Origin of the sequence: Stenotrophomonas sp. Marseille-Q5258, from assembly GCF_946900935.1 — a bacterium.
Classification (GTDB): domain Bacteria; phylum Pseudomonadota; class Gammaproteobacteria; order Xanthomonadales; family Xanthomonadaceae; genus Stenotrophomonas; species Stenotrophomonas nematodicola.
Genome location: NZ_CAMPPN010000006.1, coordinates 25814 through 44038 on the forward strand (window position 1 = coordinate 25814; position 18225 = coordinate 44038).

Sequence of the window (18225 nt, forward strand, 5' to 3'; positions counted from 1 at the left end):
ACCGTGCCGGACTACCCTTGAGTCTTCGCAAAGATGAATGAGGGGCGTGCCGTGTGCCGCCGTCAGCCGAGGGTATGATCATTGAAACCAAGCTTGAAGGGCGCGTCGATGGCAGTGCTCGAACGACCCCTGATCGCCCGGCCACGCATCCTCCTGGTCGAAGACGATGCTGCCGTTGCCGGCCTCACGGCCCGCTTCCTGCAGAATCACGGCATTGAGTGCCACATGGCCGCGGGCGTTGCGGCGGCGGAGCAATGGCTGTCCCGCGAGGTGGTGGATCTGATCCTGCTCGACCTCGGCCTGCCCGATGGGGATGGGTTGACGATGCTGCGACGTCAGTCCTCCCAGATTCCCGTCATCGTGGTGACCGGCCGAGGCGACTCGGTGGATAGAGTCGTGGGCCTTGAGCTCGGTGCCGATGACTATGTCGCCAAGCCGTTCGACTACCGCGAGCTGCTGGCCCGCATACATTCGGTGCTGCGGCGGGCACAGCGCCCTCTGGTCCCAGCCGGACATGTGTTGCGCTTTGACGGGTTGCTCCTCGACGCGTCTGCGCGGGTTGTATTTGATCGTGAGGGCAATGCGATCCGCTTGACGTCGGCTGAGTTCGATCTGCTTTACGCGCTGGTTCAAGCCGCCGGCAAGGTACAGAGCAGAGATCAGCTGATGAACGCGCTACACGGACGCGACGCGGGCCCGTTCGATCGTGCTATCGACGTCCACATCGGCAGGCTGAGGCGCAAGCTTGAGCGTGATCCGTCGCAGCCTCAGCTGATCCAGGCGAGTCGAGGGGTCGGCTATCGGTTGGCTGCCAGCGTGTCGATGTGACCGGACTGATGCTCCCGCAGTTGTTTGATATCGTTCCTGACGCGCTGCTGCTGGTGGATGCAGAGGGGCGTATCAGCCGCGCCAATGGCAACGCAGAGCGTCTTTTCGGTTATGGCAACGACGGGCTGGTTGGTCTCGCTGTGGAGGCCCTGATGCCGACCGACGCGCGAGGGCGGCATCTTCAGCATCGCCTGGGTTACATGGCTTCCCCGCGCGTCCGACCGATGGGCCAATCCGACCAGGTGCTGGTCGGCCAGAAGGCGAACGGTCAGCAGTTTCCGGTGGAAATCGCGTTGAGTCCGATCGAGACTGCACACGGACGACACTTCCTCGCCTCGGTGCGCGATATCTCTGAGAGTCAACGCGTTCGGCAAGCCTTGGTGCGGGCCAGCTATGATGCCTTCATTGCACGGTTGGGACAGATGGCCCTGGACGCGGGTAGCGAGCAACAGCTCGTTCGCGCATTGCCTGGCATGCTTATCGATGAACTCAAGGCCGACGCAGTTGCGTTGGCCTTTCCTGAGTCGGATGGTCATGCGATCGATGTGCGCGTTGCCGGACAGATCAATGGTGAGGCCCTTCGCCACATACTGTCGTCGCGCTGGGACCTGCTCCAAGCATCGCTTCCAGCGGACCGTGCCACCATTCTGGATGATGGGCAGTTGGAGCTGCTGGCCGAAGCAGGTGATGGGTTTGCGTGTGGTGCGGCAACGCTGCTCCGTGACCGCGACCACCCGACAGGGATTCTGATGGTGCTTTCCGCAGATGCGCGACCGATCCAGCATGACATCCTTCATCTGATTCAGGGCGTCGCAGTCCTGGTCGCGGCGATAATGCAGCGCCGCAGAACGGCGGAGCAACTCGCCCATGCGCAACGCCTGGACGCACTCGGCCAGTTGACCGGCGGCATCGCGCACGATTTCAACAACCTGTTGACCATCATCTCCGGCAGCCTACAGCTTCTTGATGACGAGTATGTCGCTCACGAGGGTGCGCGCGATCTTATCGCAGGCGCCCTCCACTCCGTGGCGCGCGGAGCATCTCTCACGTCCAAGCTGCTTGCCTTTGCAAGACGCCAACCTCTGGCTCCCCAATCGGTCAAGCTTCACCAGCTGGTTCATGATCTCGGCACCATGCTGCAACGAACCTTGGGTGAGTCATTCTCACTGACGATCGAATGCCACCGCGGCCTCCCGCCTGCGCATGTTGATCCCTGCCAGCTTGAGACAGCATTGGTCAACGTGGTCTTGAATGCGCGCGATGCCCTTCCAGGAAACGGCGAGATACTGCTCTCGGTTGGGGAGCAGTGGGTCAGTCCGCAGGAGATGGAGGAGCTGCAGGCCGGGCACTACATTGTCATCAGCATCACAGACCACGGCATGGGCATGTCCGCCAGTACCGCTCGGCGCGCGGTTGAACCCTTCTTCACCACCAAGTCGATGGGTCAAGGGAACGGACTTGGCCTCAGCATGGTGTATGGCTTCACGAGGCAGAGTCGAGGCATGTTGCACATCGACACCGTCCACGGTCGAGGCACAACGGTAAGCATGTACCTCCCGGTTGCCACGTCCCAGCCAGAGCGGTCGCTGCCCCCGCGACATCGGGTGGAGGGCGCGCGGCAGACCATCCTGGTGGTGGAAGACGATCCGGGCGTGCGACGGATTGCCGTCTCGTTTCTCCAGGCTGCCGGTTACGTCACGTTGGAAGCATCTGACGCGGCCGAGGCACTTGCGATCGCACGGAGGCACCCGGAAACAGCTCTGGTCTTCAGTGACGTCATGCTCGGAGGCGCGACGAACGGCCATGCGCTGGCCTCTGCCTTGCGCGGGCAGCTGCCGGGCCTGGCGGTACTCCTGACCACGGGCCATGACGACGCGCCCGAGATCAATGCCGACACCGGGCACTGCGGCACCTTGCTACGCAAGCCGTATCGGCGCGAGGATCTCTTGCTCGCGGTCCAGCAACTGATCGCTTGACGGCGGTTCCCGCATGCGACATCGGCACAGCAGGACGTCAGTTCAGTGTTTTTGACTGGGCGCGAAGGCTCGGTAGATCGACGATGCGGATATGGGAACGACTGATCTCGATCAGCCCTTGATCCTGCAACCTGTGCAACGTGCGGACAACGGTCTCGATCTGCATGGCAAGGAAACTGCCGATGTCGGCACGCGTCATGCAAAGCAGCATCTGTGTCGCGCTGAAGCCGCGCTCGGCCAGTCGCGTGGAGTAATCAAGCAGGAACGATGTCACCCGCTGCTCGGCATTCAGGCTGCCGAGCGCCAGCATCCATTGCCAGTCACGTCTTATCTCCGAGGCGAGCATCCCGCTCAAGCGCTCTTGGAATCCGGGAATGCACTGACGCAGAAGAAACGGCTGCAGCTCCCAGACCTCACCGTCGTCCAGCGCTGTCACGTGGCATGGGTAGACAGCCAGGTCCAGTGCTTCCTGCCCGAGGAGCTCGCCGCGCATCGGGAACGCCGTCACACGTTCTCGGCCATCCTCACTGATCAGAGCACTTTTGAAGACGCCCGACTGCACCAGGAACAGTCCGCGAAATGGCTGGCCTGCGCGGATGACGTGCTGCTTCCTGCGAACGCGGCGTTTGACAAGGGGCGTGCCCTGCAGCAGGCGCTCCCAGCTCCCGCCACTACCGCCCACGACGTCGCGTTGAACGCCGAGAAAGGGTGCCACACCCGCTGTGTCGAGCATGACGTGACTGGCAGTGTCCCACATATCCCATCCTCCACTTGACCCACACCCAATCTAGGCGCGGCCGGGGGCTGACGGATGGCGGTGGATGGTCGTTTTGTAACGATATGTAAAGAACCGCGTTTCTTGATGCAGGTCAACACGCCCTCTCCCGGTGCGCCGCCAAATGGACATGCGCCCCGGCGATGCCGTGCATACGTCCGACCTGAGGAGGACGCTTGAAATGAATCGATTGAAAGGAAAGGTGTGCATAATCACCGGTGCGTCTGTGGGTATTGGCCGCGCCTGCGCAGTTCGCATGGCCGAAGAAGGCGCCGCGGTGGCCCTGTTCGACATACATGACGGAGAAGGCAACGCATTGGTCAATCAGCTGGCTGGCGCCGGTTCTGCCGCGATCTACTGGCACGTCGACGTTCGGAGCGAAACCAGTGTGCAGGATGCCATCGACGCCGTCGTGGATCGGTTCGGGCGTCTGGATGTCATGGTCAACAATGCCGGAATTGCAGGCGCCAACCGCCCGACCCACAAGCTCAGTGAGGCCGATTGGGACCAGGTCCAGGCCGTGAATGTCAAAGGCGTCTTCTTCTGTACCAAGCATGCCCTGCCCCACATGCGCAGACATCGTACCGGCAGCATCATCAATCTGTCTTCAATCTATGGTTTGGTGGGCGCAGCGGACCTTCCCGCCTACCACGCATCCAAGGGCGCGGTCACGCTGATGTCCAAGACCGACGCATTGATCTACGCGAGCGACGGCATTCGGGTCAACTCGGTACACCCAGGCTTCATCTGGACGCCGCTTGTCGAGCACCACTTGCAAGACAGTGGTATCGCTGATCTGGTGGCCGGCAGGCACACGCTGGATCAACTGCACCCGTTGGGCCATGTCGGTACGCCCGACGATGTTGCCTGGGGGGTCGTGTACCTTGCATCGGAGGAATCCAGATTCGTCACGGGGTCATCCCTGGTGATCGATGGCGGCTACACGGCGCGCTGAGTTCGCAGGTAGTGCCGTGTACGTTGATCTGCGTCAACTTGCCGGTTCCGCCAGGGTACTAGCCTGCATGCGTCCCCATTAGCCCTGGCTGCCATGACCACTCCAGACCTCCCGTCTTCCCTGTCCCCCGAGCTCTTTCCACGCTGGATAGAGGTGCTGCGCGACCGTACGAGGGTACTGATTCGACCCATCACGGCGGCGGACAGGGATATCGAGCGCGCGTTCATTGAAGGCTTGTCCCCGCAGGCCCGCCGTTTCCGGTTTCTGGGCCAGATTTGCTCGCCCAGCGAACAATTGCTGACGCAGCTGACGGTGCTGGACGATACTCACCAGGTCGCCTTTGCCGCCGTCATTTCCGACGCGTCGCGTGAGCAGCTCATCGGAGTAAGCCGTTACAGCACCAATGCCTCCGGGGATGCCTGCGAGTGCGCGGTGACGGTCGCCGACGAATGGCAGGGACGCGGGCTGGGGGTGATCCTCATGAACCACCTGATTGCCATTGCCAGGTCGCGAGGAATCAAGCGGATGTATTCGATTGACGACGCCCAGAACACACATATGCGGGAACTGGCCCAGCATCTGGGATTCAGCAGCCGCGTCGACCCCGAAGACCATCGTCAGGTCATTCATGAGCTGCCACTCGATCCCGGTACCTGAGATCGCGGAAGGCTCAGGCGATCACCGCATTCCTTTTCCAATCGAAAGACAGCCCGGGCACGTCCCGTCACCCTCCCCCCATCGCATCGGCGTGGGGAACAACGCACGCATCGCCTGCCTGTCAGTGACTACCGGGTAGTCCAGAAAGTGCGCGGCGACCGCATTGACCGAGTCTGTCGCGGCCAGATAGATGCACGTATCGGCCAGTACCGATGCTTGCGTCAGGGTTTCCATCGTGGTGACGGGTGCCGCATACACCAACAGCGTCGGACCATACACGCGAACCATTCGCAAGGATGACGCAATGGCGGAGGGTGTCGCCGAGCCGTCATCGAGCACGATGACCGTTCGCTGCGCCAGTCCAGCCGATGAGCAGATTCCGCAGCGCCTGCGATGCGCTTGAGCCTGGGCGAGGATCGCTCGCTGAACATCCTCAAGGTCTGCTTCGCAGGCCGCTTCTTCCGGACTGCCGAACGGCATTGATGATTCCGCGCGCTCCCTGCGGCTGGGGATCACCTCATGCCATGACGCAGAAGCCCACTCAGCGGGCAAGCCCGCGAGCCTCAGCTGCGCCCCAAGCGCATCGGCGATGAGCCGCCCCATCGGCAGTGATGCACAAGAAACGGCCAGTACTGACGCCCGGGTCTGCTTGTACGCCTCCAGCGCGTCCGCGAGCCCGAGCGCTGCTTCAAGAGAATCCCGGAAGACAAGGTGCGTCACGACGGTGTCCTGTTCTGCAGAAGGTGCCTTCCGCCGCCCATGCCGCCGGGTGGCAACGCTCTTTGGCCTCTGAAGGCCATGCCGAACCGCTCTCACCCCGAGTCGAGGTCAATGTGCTGCAGGTACTCGGGGATGCAGGCAGACCAATGCAGCTGCCGTTCGATGGCCAACCGCAGCGCGTCGGCGGCGTCTGGCTCACCGTGAGTGATGAAGACCCGCCGCGGGGTCGCCTGTGCCGTGCGTAGCCAGTTGAGAAGCTCGTCGGCGTCGGCGTGGGCAGAGGCTGCCTCCACCTGCACCACCTCGGCACGTATCGCCACATCCTGGCCATAGATGCGCAGCAGCCTCTCACCGCGGACCAGCGCTGCCCCGCGCGTTCCCCCTGCCTGGAAGCCTGGCAACAGGATCATGTTGCGTGGATCCGGGCCGAAGGCGATGAGATGATGGAGAATGCGCCCCCCGGTCAGCATTCCGCTTCCCGCGACGATGATCATGGGGCCCTGCCGACGGTTGAGCGCCTTGGATTCCTCGATGCTGTTGACGATCCGGGTTGTCGCGTGCAGCCGCTTCAATGGGGCATCATCCAGCAGATGTTCGTCCCTGTATTTCCCGTAGAGCAAGGTGACGTCCTTGGCCATCGGACTGTTCAGGTAGGTCGGGGCACGCGGGATCCGTCTCTCCGCCTGCAGGGTCGCGATCACGTGCAGCAGCAGCTGGGCGCGTCCCACCGCGAACGCCGGAATCATCACTACCCCGCCGCGCCCGAGGGTACGTCGGATAGGCTCGATAAGCAGGTCCGTCAAGGACGCGGCCGGATGGTGCCGGTTACCGTATGTTGATTCCACCACGACCCAATCCGAGGCCGGCAGCTCGGCGGGAGGGCGCATCACCGGATCGTTTGAACGGCCGACATCGCCACTGAACGTGATGCGCCTGCCTCGGTGGACCAGCGATACGGATGCAGCGCCAAGAATGTGTCCCTGCTTGCGAAACGTAGCCGTTACGCCAGGGACCGGCTTAATGGGGGCGGAAGCGTCGACGACGCGCATCCGCTCCAGGCACCGTTGCGCATCCTCCTCGATGTAGAGCGGCTCGGCCGGATGGTGTTTCGAGCTGCCGCGCTGATTGGCGTGGCGCGCCTCTTCCTCCAGCAGGCGCGCGGCGTCGGGAAGAAGAATCCGGCATAGATCGCGGGTGGCTGGTGTGCACCACACGCACCCGCGGAACCCCTGCTTGAACAGACGTGGCAGATATCCGCTGTGATCCAGGTGTGCGTGCGTGAGCAGCACCGCATCAATGGACGCGGGATCCACGGGAAACGGCAGCCAGTTACGCAGTCGCAGCGGCTTGTATCCCTGGAACAGCCCGCAATCCACCAGGACGCGAGCGTCTCCGGCCTGTACCAGATAGCGTGAGCCGGTGACGGTATCCGTGCCGCCCAGGAACACGACGCTGAAACAGGCTGCATCGTGAGGTTGATCGTTCATGTACATGGATCACCTGGGAGGCCATTGCATCAGGTGTGCGACGCGCCACGCCGGAGTTGCTCGGCAGCCGCTACCCGGCACGGGCGAACGGGTTGGACGGCAGGCTCCCCGCTGGTCTCAGTGGGCAAGAAGTACGGGTATCGGACTGTGCCGGATCAATGTGCGGGTGACGCCGCCAAACAGGAATTCCGAGGCTCGGGATCTGCCGTAGCCGCCGGCGACAATGCAATCAGCGCCGCTCTCCTTCAGGAAGTTCAGTATGGCCGGCCCTGCCCCACCTTCCTCATAGCCGCGGTGAACAGGCGACGCTGCTACACCGTGGCGCTGTAGATGAGTCACCAGGCGCAGACCTGCGTCGTCCTGCCTGCTCGGATCGTCCGGATCGGAATCGATATACAACAGGTGCACGCGCTGTGCTGCGATCAACAACGGCAAGGCGTCATGCACTGCGCGAATGGCTTCCTTGGTGTTCTTCCACGCAATCACAACATGACGCGGCACCGCGTCGCAGGCGTCCGGCGGGACGAGCAGCAGCGGCACGCCCGATTCCACCAGCAACGAGGAGACAAGCGTGTCTTCAATGCCAGGATCATCGCGATGCAACCCCAGGATGGTCAGGTCAACGCATCGTGCCTGAGGCAACACCTGATCCACCGGTCCCTCCCACACCCTCTCGTTCGCACACACGGTCCACTCCACACCTGCGCCCGCCAGCCGCTCCTCCAGCGTGGTGGCGAGCCCCCTGACCGTCTCCTTGGCCGGCTCGTGCAGGGCGGTGTAGACGGCTGGGTAGTACATCCAGCCCGTCGCCACCGGCGCAACTACACTGGCTCCCGCCAGTGCGACCAGGCGGCTTCCCTGCGCACGCGAAAGCGCCGTGGCCAGACCCAGCGCCTCCTCGTGCAGGCGGCCCGAGACGAAAGGCAGCAGAATGTCGCAGTACATGTTCGGTCTCCCCGGGGTGAAGGAGCCGTCAGCTTGCGCCCTGCGTGACGAATGAACTTGATCGAAGTCAATGAAATCCCTTCTGGATCATTGATCTGGATCAAGTCACCCCAGCGTGGGTTCTGCGCAAATGCCCTGACAGAATCGCCACTGACCGATTTCAATGGGCACCCGACCATGCTGAGCATCGTCCAGGATCCGGCAAGCACCGCCACGGGACTGATTGCCGCCTCGGTCGTGGGCATCCTTGCGGGACTGGCATGGCAGCGAGCGGGCAGGAGGTCGGCGGCGGCCAACACGCGATCCGGTGTCAGTGTTCTGCTTGCGCTGGTCGCGATCTCAGGCGGGCTGGGAGCGCTGCTGGGAGACGCGGGGCTGGTAGCTGGCGCGGTGCTGCTGGGCCTGGTCATCCGCCCTCGGCCGCAACGATTCCAGGCAACCGCCGGCACGCTGACGGTGCTGCCTGCCCTGTATATGGTGGGCGCCATTGCGATGGCGTCACCTGGAACGGCAATCCTCGCCGGCAGCGCCATCCTGATGTTACTGGTTGGGGGACCTGGGCTGATCCGCAAGGTGAGTGCGACGATCTCCAATCGAGATCTTCGGGACGTCGCAACCGTACTGGTTGCTGGCTTTCTGATTCTTCCTCTGCTTCCGGACCGCCCCATCGACCCCTGGGAAGTAATCAACCCGAGTCGGCTCGGGACACTTATCGTTGCGTTGATGGCTGTCAGCACCGGGGCGCATCTGGCGCTGCGCCATCTGGGACCGAGATCGGCGTTGGCCTTGACCGGTTTCGCCGGTGGGTTTGTCTCCAGCACCGCCACTGTCGCCGCGATGGCGGACGGAGCGCGGTCGGCCCCCGAACTGGCGCCTGCCTTCGCAGGCGCGGCCTTGCTTTCCAACGTGGCTATGATCCTGCAGTTGGGCCTGGTGATGGGCACCCTCGCACCTGCCATGCTCACCTACAGCATGGTCCCCCTGGCCTGCTCGGCAATCGTGGCCTTGGGAGCCGCATGGGCGTTGGGATGGCGGGCCCTGCTGCGTACGTCAGCAGTATCCGGGCTGGCAATCGGACGGCCATTCAAACCGTTGGCGATCATGGTCTTTGTTGGACTGATCGTTCTTCTCCTTCTGGCAGCAGGTCTGCTGCGGGAATGGCTGGGAGATGAGAGTCTGCCGTGGGTTCTGGGTATCTCCGGCATTGCCGACGTGCATGCTGCCACCGCCTCCGCCGCACAGATGGTGGGGGCGGAGCGGATCAGCAACAGTGCCGCGATACAGGCGGTCACCATTGCACTTGCGGCCAACTCATTGCTGAAGTGCGTTATCGCCGCAGCAAGGGGCGGGTGGCGCTTCTCCGCACCATTGTTGATTGGAACCAGCCTGATTGTCGGAACGTTCGCTGTGGCCGCCGCGCGTAACGGATGGCCGTCAATAAGTTGACCCATGTCAATATGTCCGCGCAGGACCAGCGGAAAATCTGGTCCAACGTCGGCCTCTGTGTCCAGCTGCCAAAATGGATGTTCTTGTCCCTTTGACGAATACGCCTGCTGACACCTCTGCCATGCAGCTGGCAGCAGCACTTGTCGGCGCCCGCGGCGGGCACGTCACGCTGGTGCAGCCGGTAGAATCTCCATTGCCTGACACCGCATACGTCAAGGTCCCCCCTCGAGTTGCCACGCTCGCGCGCCGGGTCGCGCAATGGAGTGTTCCTTATGACATCCAGATTGAGGAAGGACGCGCGGAACGTCCTGTGGACGCGATTTCGATGTTTGCGCAGCGTTTCGACCAGGTGATCATGGCCTGCTCCGGGCATGACCGCGCCGAGCGCAGGCTGCAACATGCCCAGTTCTCTTCACTGGTGAGTCGATCCGGACGCCCCATCATTGCATTGCCCGGGAGAACCCGGTTTGACGGAATCTTCAAGCGAGCGGTCATCGGCTGGAGTGCAACGCCAGAGTCTGCTCGCGCGGCACATGATTTCCTGAGACTGGATTTCGAGTGTTCGCTTGTGGTTGCCACCGTGGACGGAAGTGATCGAGTCCATGAGCACGCTCAGGCGTTCGTCAACAGCTTGGTGCGACAGGGCCGAGAGGCCACATGCGCTTCCTTGTCGTCGAATGGGAGGAGCGTGGCTGACGTGCTGCAGGGCCACGCGCTCGATAGCCAGGCGGATCTGCTGGTCTGCGGCGCCTACGGACATTCGCGCGCGCACGAATGGCTGCTGGGTGGGGCGACCAAGGCGCTTTTCGAATACACCCTCACGCCACTGTTCTTCTCACGATGACGCGACAGGGAGGGCGGGACCATGCTGAAAGACATTCTTGTGCCGCTGGCGGATTCGTCAACGGATGACGCGGCCATACGCTTCGCCATCGAGATCGGCAGATCGCAGGATGCGCGAGTGCGCATCATTGAAACCGTCTACCTGCCGCCACCTGCGATAGGAACGCCTGATCCGACGCCCAGGCCATCGTTCCTGGCGGCGCAGGACGCGCAGCGTAAGGAAGCCTCCGGGAGAGCGGCAAGGATCAGAGCCAGAATCACAGAACATCCCGGAATCTCTGTGGAAGTTCATGAAGCCGTAACGGAATCGCCCGCGGAGCTTGCCGCGCGACTGGCCTTCTCTGCGGACATGGTCATTCTGGGCGGCTGGTCAGGCTTCTCGACGCCCGATCCGATAGGTCTGGACCTGTTCAACGCGTTGCTTTTTGACGCGGGAAGGCCTGTTGTGGTGGTTCCGCCACACTGGCGGCCAAGTGGGAATGCGTGCGCAGTCGTGGGCTGGAAAGACACCCCGAATGCGTGCCGCGCCCTGCATGCTGCCATTCCGTTGCTGCAGCAGGTGCAGTCTGTGCAACTGGTGGAAATATGCAGGTACCGGGACGAGATGGATGTGGCTGACACTGTGATGCCCTCTCTCATCGAACACCTCCACCGCTGGGGCATCGCCGCATCCGCCATCAAACTGGCTGGTCAGCACCGTCGCTCCAGCGAGGTCCTTGTCGACCATGCCAACGCGGTCAAGGCATCGCTGGTCGTGGTCGGCGGTTACGGTCATTCCCGCCTCCGCGAGTGGGCAGTCGGCGGAATGACGAGTGCGCTGCTGCTGGGGGCGGCAATCCCGGTGCTGTATGCCCACTGACGATCCCGCACTGGCGACGCTTAGCCCGGCAAGGCCAGAACGCAGGTTCCGTGCCACGCTGTTGGAGCCGGGTCGCTTTGCAGTGTTGTGCCTTGCGATCTATGCGGGCTGCTGGCTGCTGGCCGCCGTGGAACCGTACCATCGACGCGATTGGTTGCTGGAGAATCTACTGGCGTTCGCTGCTGTTCCCTACCTCGTCGTCCAGCAGTGGCGGCGCCCGTTCAGGCCTGGCACCAACGCGCTGCTCCTCATCTTTCTGTGCCTTCATGCCGTGGGCGCACATTTTACCTATGCGGAAGTTCCCTATGACGCTTGGGCGCAGAAGCTGGTTGGCGGGACAATTTCCGATGTGTTTCACTGGAATCGCAACCATTTCGACAGGCTCGTCCACTTTGCCTACGGCGCATTGGTCGTGCCTGCGGCAAAGGAGCTCTATGCGAGGCACATGGTTGCCGGTGAGTTGACGCTGAACCTGATTGCGGTTCAGTTCATCATCGCCACGTCCGCTGCCTATGAACTCATCGAATGGGGCGCGGCACTGGTGGTCGATCAGGATCTTGGGATGGCGTATCTCGGCATCCAGGGCGACGTATGGGATGCACACAAGGATGTGCTGCTGGCGTCAGTTGGGGCGATCGTCAGCGTGGTGGCTGTCAGCGTACGGCGGGGCAGACGTGCTCATGGCCGCTCGTCGGGCTGATCCACGCAGAAGATTCCATGCAGGGCAACCAGCATCGCCTCAACGCGGCTGTCATCGATGCGATAGAAAACTGAACGTGACTCTCGCCGGGTCGTAACCAGACGCCGCTGGCGCAGCTCGGCAAGCTGCTGGGAAAGGGCCGGCTGTCGGATGCCGGTCGCCTCCTCGAGGGCACCCACGGTCGATTCCCCTTGAGACAGTTGGCAGAGCAGGAGCAGACGCGACGGCGTGGCCATGAAGCGCAGCAACTCTGCCACGTCAGGCACCCGTTCCTTCATGTCGGCCAGGTTGGTTGCGGTAAGACGGTCGTTCAAGAGCGGAGGCACCGGACAGGAGAGCTAGAGCGTACCCGTTAATCCGCACGGCAGCTGAACCGTACCACGGGTACACGCCAATAGTTGCATAGTTGCGGTAACTATGAAGTAATATCCACAATCCGACCGCCGGGAGCATGCCGTGAATACGCCTGTCATCATCGATTCTGCATTGGAGAGGGCTCAGGACATCGTACGCAGGGCGCGAGAAGGCGACACGCCTTCCCCCTGCATCAAGACGTTCTTCGATCCCGCCACGTTCACGGCCAGTCATGTGGTTCGTGATCCCCGTTCTTCAGCGTGCGCCATCATCGACTCGGTTCTTGATTTCGATATGGCCTCTGGACGCACCTCGACCGGCTCGGCCGCAGCGCTGGTCCAGTACATTCGTGACGAAGGCCTCCAGGTGCAATGGCTGCTGGAGACGCATGCGCACGCCGATCATCTTTCCGCCGCACCCTGGCTGCAGCAGCAGGTCGGCGGAAAGCTTGCCATTGGCGAGCACATCACCATCGTCCAGGACATCTTCGGCAAGGTTTTCAACGCAGGTACCGAGTTCAAGCGCGACGGAAGCCAGTTCGACCATCTGTTTACCGATGGCGCGGAGTTCACCGTTGGAAACCTGCAGGCCACGGCGTTGCACGTGCCGGGTCACACCCCTGCATGCATGGCCTACGTCATCGGGGATGCGGTGTTTGCTGGCGACACACTGTTCATGCCGGACTACGGCACGGCCCGCTGCGACTTCCCCGGAGGCTCGGCCCGCCAGCTCTATCGCTCGATCCAACGTCTACTGGCTCTACCGGATGAAACCCGGGTGTTCCTCTGCCACGATTACAAAGCCACGGGCCGGGATCGCTTCGCATGGGAAACCACCATAGGCGCGGAACGAACCGCAAATGTCCATGTGCATGAGGGCGTGACGGAGGCCACGTACGTGGAGATGCGCGAGAGCCGCGATGCGACGCTCCCCATGCCGCGCCTGATCCTGCCTTCGGTGCAGGTCAACATGCGCGCGGGCCATCTGCCCGAGCCTGATGACAACGGGGTGCGCTACCTGAAGCTGCCGGTGGACCTGCTATGACCCTGCCCTCCTTGGCGTGGTACTGGCCACTCATCGGCGGCCTGATGATCGGGACGGCAGCGGGTGGGTTTCTGGCGCTGACCGGTCGCATTGCCGGTGTTTCCGGTTTGCTTGCCAACACCCTTGGCCTGTCGCGAGGGGGCGACCGCGCGTTGTCGGCCCTGTTCCTGGCGGGGCTGCTGGTGTCGTCGGGCGTGGCGCTGGCCGTCAAGCCCATTTCGCTGCCCTCTCCCGCAGGCTCCCCACCGATGCTGCTCATCCTGGCTGGGCTGCTGGTCGGCTTCGGGACGCGGCTCGGATCTGGCTGTACGAGTGGTCACGGCGTTTGCGGCCTGGCCAGACTGTCACCGCGCTCCCTGGTTGCCACCGGCATGTTCATGCTCATGGGCATGGCCACCGTGGCGGTTGCGCGCATGATCATGGGAGACGGAGCGTGATCCGGTTGGCGGCATTTCTGTCTGGTGCCCTGTTCGGGTTGGGTCTGGTCATCTCGGACATGGCCAATCCCGCGCGCGTGCTTGCCTTCCTCGACGTCGCAGGCAAGTGGGATCCGTCACTGGCCCTCGTCATGGCCGGCGCCCTGATTCCGTCAGCGATCGCCTATCGGTGGGTCCGCGCACGCAATGCGCCTGTGCTCGCTGCCGCGCTGCACATCCCCCGTCAGCGCCAGATCGATCGACACCTGGTCATCGGCGCGGCCGTGTTCGGTATCGGCTGGGGACTCGCAGGCGTGTGTCCAGGCCCTGCAGTTGCACTGTTGGCGACAGGTCAAACGTTTGCGCTCGTGTTCGCGGCCGCAATGGTCGTCGGCATGCTCCTCCACTGGCTTATCTACCACTTCCGCACAACAGAGGGTTCGCCATGAATCTCCGATCGCTTTCACCTTGCCTGCGTGTGACCGACCAGCTGGCTCCCACAGATATCCCCGCGCTGAAAGAGGCGGGCATCTCGAGTGTCATCTGCAATAGACCCGACGGCGAGCAGCCGGACCAGCCCGATCACCTTGCACTGCAGGCTGCCTGCTCCAGGGCGGGCCTGCGCTTTGCCTATCTTCCCGTCGTGCCTGGCAGCATTGCCGATGGACAGGTGCAGCAGTTTGCCGTGCTGCTCGAGCAACTGCCTGCGCCCATCGCCGCCTACTGCAGGACCGGCACCCGCTCGACGTCGCTATGGGCCCTATCCCAGGTTCGTACCGGCCGAGCGACGCCCGAACAGGTGCTGTCCGTTGCCGGCGAGGCTGGCTACGACCTCTCCTCCCTCGCTTCGCGCCTGCAGGACGCCCCCTCCTCCCCTGCCTGACGGCCAACCGACATGCAAACCCTCTCCCTGCTGCAGCTCGCGCTGGGTGGACTCTCCGGCATTCTCGTTGGTTTCATACTCGGACTGGTCGGGGGAGGTGGCTCCATCCTGGCTGTCCCGCTGATGCTCTACCTGGTGGGTATCGACGACCCTCACGTCGCCATTGGCACGAGCGCGCTCGCGGTTGCTGCCAATGCACTTTCAAATCTCTTCGTGCACGCCCGCAAGGGAAACGTGAGATGGCCGTGCGCATCCGTCTTCGCGTTGGCGGGTGTCGTGGGTGCGTACCTCGGCTCAACGCTGGGCAAGGCCATCGACGGGCAGCGGCTGCTGCTCCTCTTTGCCCTGCTCATGATCGCGGTTGGCATGCTCATGCTGCGCAAACGCAATGCGGCAGGTGATGCAGGCGTCCGGCTCAGCAAAGGAAACGCACCGGCACTGCTCGGGTTGGGGGCGTCTTCTGGAGCACTCTCCGGCTTCTTCGGCATTGGTGGCGGCTTCCTGGTTGTCCCGGGTTGGTGGCGGCCACCGGAATGCCCGTGCTCGCCGCGGTTGGCAGCTCTCTCGTTGCTGTTTCCGCTTTTGGCCTGGCGACCGCCATCAACTATGCATCATCCGGACTGGTGAACTGGCCGCTCGCCGCCGTCTTCGTCGTTGCCGGCAGCGTGGGCGGCATCGTCGGCGCGCGCACATCCACCTCGCTGGCGCAGCATCGCGGCATGCTGAACATTGTACTGGCGTCGCTCATCCTCCTTACGGCCGCCTACACGCTCTTTCGGGTCCTCTAACGTGTCCCGGGTGATCGGGGAATCGTGTCCACCGCCATCATCATGCTCCACCAGGCGGCGCGTGGTTGCCAATAGCGCCACGCGTCGCCACGCTGGCCGCAGCCCCGTTCCGGCAGCCGGAGGGCCTGCCCTGCCAGGGCAAGCGCAGGCTTCCCAGGCCCTGAGGCCCGGGAAGCCTGGCAATGGTCCGCGCTTCAGCTGCAGGACGTGACGTCGATGACACTGCACTTGTCATAGGTCTGGACATAGGCCCGGCACGACTCCTGCAGCCGGGCCCGCAGTTTGGTCGCTGCCTGGCTCTTTGCTGCCGTGCAGCCTTCGTGCGTAAGCACCCCTTTGCCGGTGTTCGCATAGCCCTTTTCGGTCTGCGTACACTTGTCCGACTGCGCCGCCTGCTTCACCGTTGCCTGGGCCTCATAGCATTGCTTCGCGTGGGCAGTCGCGATGGATGCCCACAGCAGTACCGCGACCAGGATGATCGATTTCATGGTGTTTCCCCTCGGTTCGTGTGAGTAGTCTGTCTTCCGGCAACGCCGTAGCGTGTTGACCTGCCGGTACTGGCGCGCTGCGATCCCTCCTGTCGGCTTGGGCTCCTGTCTGTCAGCGGCGATTGCACTCTAGCCAGCGGCGGGTACGCGCTCTGTTCCGGAACGCTCAGAAAGTGTGCGCGGCGTTGCACGGCCTGCTCCTGCTGCTGAAGCGCACCGGTCCCTGAGCGGTCAAAAGCGTTTTGTGGTGACCCATCCAGCGCCAACGGTGGAGGTCGCAGCGACCTGGCTCCCGACATGCGTCGCGTGCATCAACGCCGCCACAGCCACCCGGAATGACCCTTCTTCCACCCTGCCTGCCATCGGGTACACGCGATGATCGACCAACCCCTGCGCCCGTTGGCAGCGCCACTGGAGCGCACGCCTGCGCCTGCCGCTCCTCCGCATTGGACGACGACGTCTTCACCCGCCCGCCTTATGCTGGAATGCCATTCCGTTCTGCAAGGACGTGCACCATGACCAAGCTCCACACCCTGTTGATCACCGGCTGCCTGATTGGGTTCAGTGCCGCTGCGTCGGCTGAAACCGTGAATCTCACCAACAGTGCCGACGGCGTCAACCGCGATGCCGGCATCACGGCGGTAAAGAAGAAGCTCCAGGACGCATGCACCGAGCGGAACGGCTCGCCCGATGCGGCGTCGTTCGAGGTGGTCTTCGAAAAGACCAGCGACAGCCCGAACGTGCCCAAGCCGTACTACGTGGACGGCAAGATGAAATGCACGTTGCCCGGCTGAGCGGACGTTTCTCTCCCGTGTTCCCGGTAGACCTCCATTGAGGCCGCCACGCTGCGCGGGGGGCTCGAATGGTGGGCCTCCTGTGGGCGATCTCCCCCGCCAGGATGGCGAGGGAGTCGTAGCACCTTTCACCTTCCCGATATGTCGCCTGCAGCGTACCGCCCATCTGTTCGCGCTGGTCTTCCCGCGTTGGCAGAGGATCTCGGGCGGTTATGCGTGACGGATCTGGCGCGCTGCTCAGCGCAGGTGATCCTTCAGGAACAGCCAGGTGATCAGGGTGGCGTCCGGCCCCTGCGGGTCGGTGAATGGCAAGCCGGATTGGCTGCCGCTCCAGGCATGCCCCATCCCCTGCACGACATAGTGCTGCGCCAGCGTCCGGCCACCGTAGGTGTAGGTATCCAGCGTATAGGTGCGCCCACCCGGCACCTGTCCGGTGAAGGTGCTGGTTGGCACGTACTTCACCGAATCGTTGTCAACGCCATCGTCGGCCAGATCATTGGTCTGCAGGAACTGGCGGACGGCCTGCTGTCCGTTCACCGGGTTCACCGTGGCATCGGCGGTGCCGTGGAAAACCAGTACCGGAATCGGTCGAGGCGACGGCGAGCCGGCGCACTGCCAGGCAAGCCGGCCGTTGCTGTCCGGCGGGTAGATGCTGCCCGCCAACAGCGCGTAGGCGCTGCCGGACACCGTGGTAGCGCCCTTGTACATGCCCCCGGAATGGATCGCGCCTGCGGCGAAGACATCCGAGTAGCAGGCCAGCATGATCGAGGTCATCGCGCCGCCCGCCGAGATGCCGGTGACGTAGACCCGGCGCGGGTCCACGCTGTAGCCGGCCTTCACCGCGTCCACGATGCCGGCCAGGATCGACGCCTCGCCGCTGCCGCGCGCCTGGTTGATCGGCAACTGCCAGTTCCAGCAGCGCGCCGGGTTGGCGGTGACGTTCTGGCGCGGGTAGACCACGATGAAACCTTCGGTATCGGCGACGTCGTTGAAGCCGGAGGCCTCACCCATGAGGTTGGGGCCGGTAACGCAGCCATGCAGCACCAGCAGCAGGGGCAGCGGCCGGGTGGCCTGATAGTCTGCGGGCACCCATACCTGGTACTCGCGACTGCCGAACAGGTTGCCGTATAGACCGATGTCCCAATGGCCGGCGGGCCCAGCCGCAACGGCACTGCCTGCCGTGGCAAGCCAGGCGCACAGCACGCGCATGGCTGCCTTGATTGAACCGATTCCAGATGTCATGACCAGCTCCTCTCAGGTGAGTCGT

General features: G+C 63.3%; 20 protein-coding genes and 1 pseudogene. 14 read left to right on the forward strand and 7 right to left on the reverse strand.

Translation table 11 applies throughout. The features are described from left to right. Positions 1-108: 108 nt before the first annotated feature. Both OC534_RS04295 and OC534_RS04300 read left to right on the forward strand, forming a co-directional pair. On the forward strand, positions 109-828 hold the full coding sequence (locus OC534_RS04295) for a response regulator transcription factor (RefSeq protein ID WP_153164090.1): 720 nt from the start codon (positions 109-111) through the stop codon (positions 826-828). An 8-nt stretch (positions 829-836) separates the two neighbouring features. After that, positions 837-2804: a PAS domain S-box protein gene (locus OC534_RS04300; protein ID WP_165699747.1), complete on the forward strand. Its 1968-nt coding sequence runs from the start codon at positions 837-839 to the stop codon at positions 2802-2804. Positions 2805-2841: 37 nt separating this feature from the next. On the opposite strand, the gene OC534_RS04305 is transcribed toward OC534_RS04300, so the two are convergent. Then, the gene (locus tag OC534_RS04305) at positions 2842-3561 is read right to left on the reverse strand and encodes a helix-turn-helix domain-containing protein (RefSeq protein ID WP_136004759.1); all 720 of its coding nucleotides are present in this window, start codon (positions 3559-3561) and stop codon (positions 2842-2844) included. Between the two features lie 142 nt (positions 3562-3703). On the opposite strand from OC534_RS04305, the gene OC534_RS04310 reads away from it, so the two are divergent. Together OC534_RS04310 and OC534_RS04315 are read left to right on the forward strand one after the other, a co-directional pair. Next, entirely contained in the window at positions 3704-4534 is an 831-nt protein-coding gene (locus tag OC534_RS04310) for a glucose 1-dehydrogenase (RefSeq protein ID WP_229296412.1), read from the forward strand. A 93-nt stretch (positions 4535-4627) separates the two neighbouring features. Continuing rightward, positions 4628-5191, forward strand: a complete 564-nt coding sequence (locus tag OC534_RS04315) for a GNAT family N-acetyltransferase (protein WP_262071441.1) — start codon at positions 4628-4630, stop codon at positions 5189-5191. A gap of 21 nt (positions 5192-5212) precedes the next feature. Here the strand turns inward: OC534_RS04315 and OC534_RS04320 are convergent, their stop codons facing one another. The 3 genes from OC534_RS04320 to OC534_RS04330 all read right to left on the reverse strand — a co-directional run bounded on the left by OC534_RS04320 (position 5213) and on the right by OC534_RS04330 (position 8343). After that, positions 5213-5911: a hypothetical protein gene (locus OC534_RS04320; protein ID WP_153164087.1), complete on the reverse strand. Its 699-nt coding sequence runs from the start codon at positions 5909-5911 to the stop codon at positions 5213-5215. Between the two features lie 92 nt (positions 5912-6003). After that, a complete protein-coding gene (locus tag OC534_RS04325; protein ID WP_262071442.1) occupies positions 6004-7398 on the reverse strand; it encodes an MBL fold metallo-hydrolase in 1395 nt (464 codons plus the stop codon). Positions 7399-7515: 117 nt separating this feature from the next. Next, positions 7516-8343: a universal stress protein gene (locus tag OC534_RS04330; protein ID WP_262071443.1), complete on the reverse strand. Its 828-nt coding sequence runs from the start codon at positions 8341-8343 to the stop codon at positions 7516-7518. 51 nt (positions 8344-8394) lie between these two features. On the opposite strand from OC534_RS04330, the gene OC534_RS04335 reads away from it, so the two are divergent. The 4 genes from OC534_RS04335 to OC534_RS04350 all read left to right on the forward strand — a co-directional run bounded on the left by OC534_RS04335 (position 8395) and on the right by OC534_RS04350 (position 12191). Beyond that, complete coding sequence (locus tag OC534_RS04335) at positions 8395-9789, forward strand: DUF4010 domain-containing protein (RefSeq protein ID WP_153164085.1); 1395 nt, start codon at positions 8395-8397, stop codon at positions 9787-9789. A gap of 73 nt (positions 9790-9862) precedes the next feature. Further along, entirely contained in the window at positions 9863-10633 is a 771-nt protein-coding gene (locus OC534_RS04340) for a universal stress protein (protein ID WP_153164084.1), read from the forward strand. A 21-nt stretch (positions 10634-10654) separates the two neighbouring features. Further along, a complete protein-coding gene (locus tag OC534_RS04345) occupies positions 10655-11491 on the forward strand; it encodes a universal stress protein (protein ID WP_153164083.1) in 837 nt (278 codons plus the stop codon). After that, a complete protein-coding gene (locus tag OC534_RS04350; protein ID WP_153164082.1) occupies positions 11481-12191 on the forward strand; it encodes a DUF2238 domain-containing protein in 711 nt (236 codons plus the stop codon). The genes OC534_RS04345 and OC534_RS04350 overlap by 11 nt, the downstream gene beginning before the upstream one ends. On the opposite strand, the gene OC534_RS04355 is transcribed toward OC534_RS04350, so the two are convergent. Further along, on the reverse strand, positions 12170-12469 hold the full coding sequence (locus OC534_RS04355; RefSeq protein ID WP_026070483.1) for a metalloregulator ArsR/SmtB family transcription factor: 300 nt from the start codon (positions 12467-12469) through the stop codon (positions 12170-12172). The two genes, OC534_RS04350 and OC534_RS04355, sit on opposite strands and share 22 nt — an antisense overlap. A gap of 208 nt (positions 12470-12677) precedes the next feature. Between OC534_RS04355 and OC534_RS04360 the strand changes: the two genes are divergently transcribed. The 5 genes and pseudogenes from OC534_RS04360 (at position 12678) to OC534_RS04380 (ending at position 15676) form a co-directional block, all read left to right on the forward strand. Continuing rightward, complete coding sequence (locus tag OC534_RS04360) at positions 12678-13589, forward strand: MBL fold metallo-hydrolase (protein WP_262071502.1); 912 nt, start codon at positions 12678-12680, stop codon at positions 13587-13589. Then, positions 13586-14026 carry a YeeE/YedE family protein gene (locus tag OC534_RS04365; protein WP_136004777.1) on the forward strand — a complete coding sequence of 147 codons (441 nt, stop codon included), beginning with the start codon at positions 13586-13588 and terminating at the stop codon, positions 14024-14026. Before OC534_RS04360 ends, OC534_RS04365 begins: the two co-directional genes overlap by 4 nt. Then, positions 14023-14454 (forward strand): DUF6691 family protein, encoded by a 432-nt coding sequence (locus OC534_RS04370; RefSeq protein ID WP_262071444.1) that lies wholly within the window; start codon positions 14023-14025, stop codon positions 14452-14454. Before OC534_RS04365 ends, OC534_RS04370 begins: the two co-directional genes overlap by 4 nt. Next, positions 14451-14888, forward strand: coding sequence for a TIGR01244 family sulfur transferase (locus tag OC534_RS04375; RefSeq protein ID WP_026070481.1), 438 nt, complete (start codon positions 14451-14453; stop codon positions 14886-14888). The genes OC534_RS04370 and OC534_RS04375 overlap by 4 nt, the downstream gene beginning before the upstream one ends. Before the next feature lie 27 nt (positions 14889-14915). Beyond that, positions 14916-15676: pseudogene (locus OC534_RS04380) on the forward strand (sulfite exporter TauE/SafE family protein). 194 nt (positions 15677-15870) lie between these two features. Here OC534_RS04380 and OC534_RS04385 read toward each other — a convergent pair. Further along, the gene (locus OC534_RS04385) at positions 15871-16164 is read right to left on the reverse strand and encodes a hypothetical protein (protein WP_262071445.1); all 294 of its coding nucleotides are present in this window, start codon (positions 16162-16164) and stop codon (positions 15871-15873) included. A gap of 515 nt (positions 16165-16679) precedes the next feature. On the opposite strand from OC534_RS04385, the gene OC534_RS04390 reads away from it, so the two are divergent. Beyond that, positions 16680-16958 (forward strand): hypothetical protein, encoded by a 279-nt coding sequence (locus tag OC534_RS04390; RefSeq protein WP_136004781.1) that lies wholly within the window; start codon positions 16680-16682, stop codon positions 16956-16958. A 237-nt stretch (positions 16959-17195) separates the two neighbouring features. Here the strand turns inward: OC534_RS04390 and OC534_RS04395 are convergent, their stop codons facing one another. Next, the gene (locus OC534_RS04395) at positions 17196-18200 is read right to left on the reverse strand and encodes a PHB depolymerase family esterase (protein ID WP_026070479.1); all 1005 of its coding nucleotides are present in this window, start codon (positions 18198-18200) and stop codon (positions 17196-17198) included. Positions 18201-18225 lie beyond the last annotated feature (25 nt).

Coding starts and splice junctions, on each gene's coding strand:
- OC534_RS04340 (WP_153164084.1), top strand. CDS start 9,863: ATGGATGTTCTTGTCCCTTTGACGAATACGCCTGCTGACACCTCTGCC.
- OC534_RS04350 (WP_153164082.1), top strand. CDS start 11,481: ATGCCCACTGACGATCCCGCACTGGCGACGCTTAGCCCGGCAAGGCCA.
- OC534_RS04310 (WP_229296412.1), top strand. CDS start 3,704: ATGGACATGCGCCCCGGCGATGCCGTGCATACGTCCGACCTGAGGAGG.
- OC534_RS04365 (WP_136004777.1), top strand. CDS start 13,586: ATGACCCTGCCCTCCTTGGCGTGGTACTGGCCACTCATCGGCGGCCTG.
- OC534_RS04385 (WP_262071445.1), bottom strand. CDS start 16,164: ATGAAATCGATCATCCTGGTCGCGGTACTGCTGTGGGCATCCATCGCG.
- OC534_RS04295 (WP_153164090.1), top strand. CDS start 109: ATGGCAGTGCTCGAACGACCCCTGATCGCCCGGCCACGCATCCTCCTG.
- OC534_RS04330 (WP_262071443.1), bottom strand. CDS start 8,343: ATGTACTGCGACATTCTGCTGCCTTTCGTCTCGGGCCGCCTGCACGAG.
- OC534_RS04315 (WP_262071441.1), top strand. CDS start 4,628: ATGACCACTCCAGACCTCCCGTCTTCCCTGTCCCCCGAGCTCTTTCCA.
- OC534_RS04355 (WP_026070483.1), bottom strand. CDS start 12,469: ATGAAGGAACGGGTGCCTGACGTGGCAGAGTTGCTGCGCTTCATGGCC.
- OC534_RS04300 (WP_165699747.1), top strand. CDS start 837: ATGCTCCCGCAGTTGTTTGATATCGTTCCTGACGCGCTGCTGCTGGTG.
- OC534_RS04345 (WP_153164083.1), top strand. CDS start 10,655: ATGCTGAAAGACATTCTTGTGCCGCTGGCGGATTCGTCAACGGATGAC.
- OC534_RS04390 (WP_136004781.1), top strand. CDS start 16,680: ATGACCAAGCTCCACACCCTGTTGATCACCGGCTGCCTGATTGGGTTC.
- OC534_RS04335 (WP_153164085.1), top strand. CDS start 8,395: ATGAACTTGATCGAAGTCAATGAAATCCCTTCTGGATCATTGATCTGG.
- OC534_RS04375 (WP_026070481.1), top strand. CDS start 14,451: ATGAATCTCCGATCGCTTTCACCTTGCCTGCGTGTGACCGACCAGCTG.
- OC534_RS04395 (WP_026070479.1), bottom strand. CDS start 18,200: ATGACATCTGGAATCGGTTCAATCAAGGCAGCCATGCGCGTGCTGTGC.
- OC534_RS04325 (WP_262071442.1), bottom strand. CDS start 7,398: ATGAACGATCAACCTCACGATGCAGCCTGTTTCAGCGTCGTGTTCCTG.
- OC534_RS04305 (WP_136004759.1), bottom strand. CDS start 3,561: ATGTGGGACACTGCCAGTCACGTCATGCTCGACACAGCGGGTGTGGCA.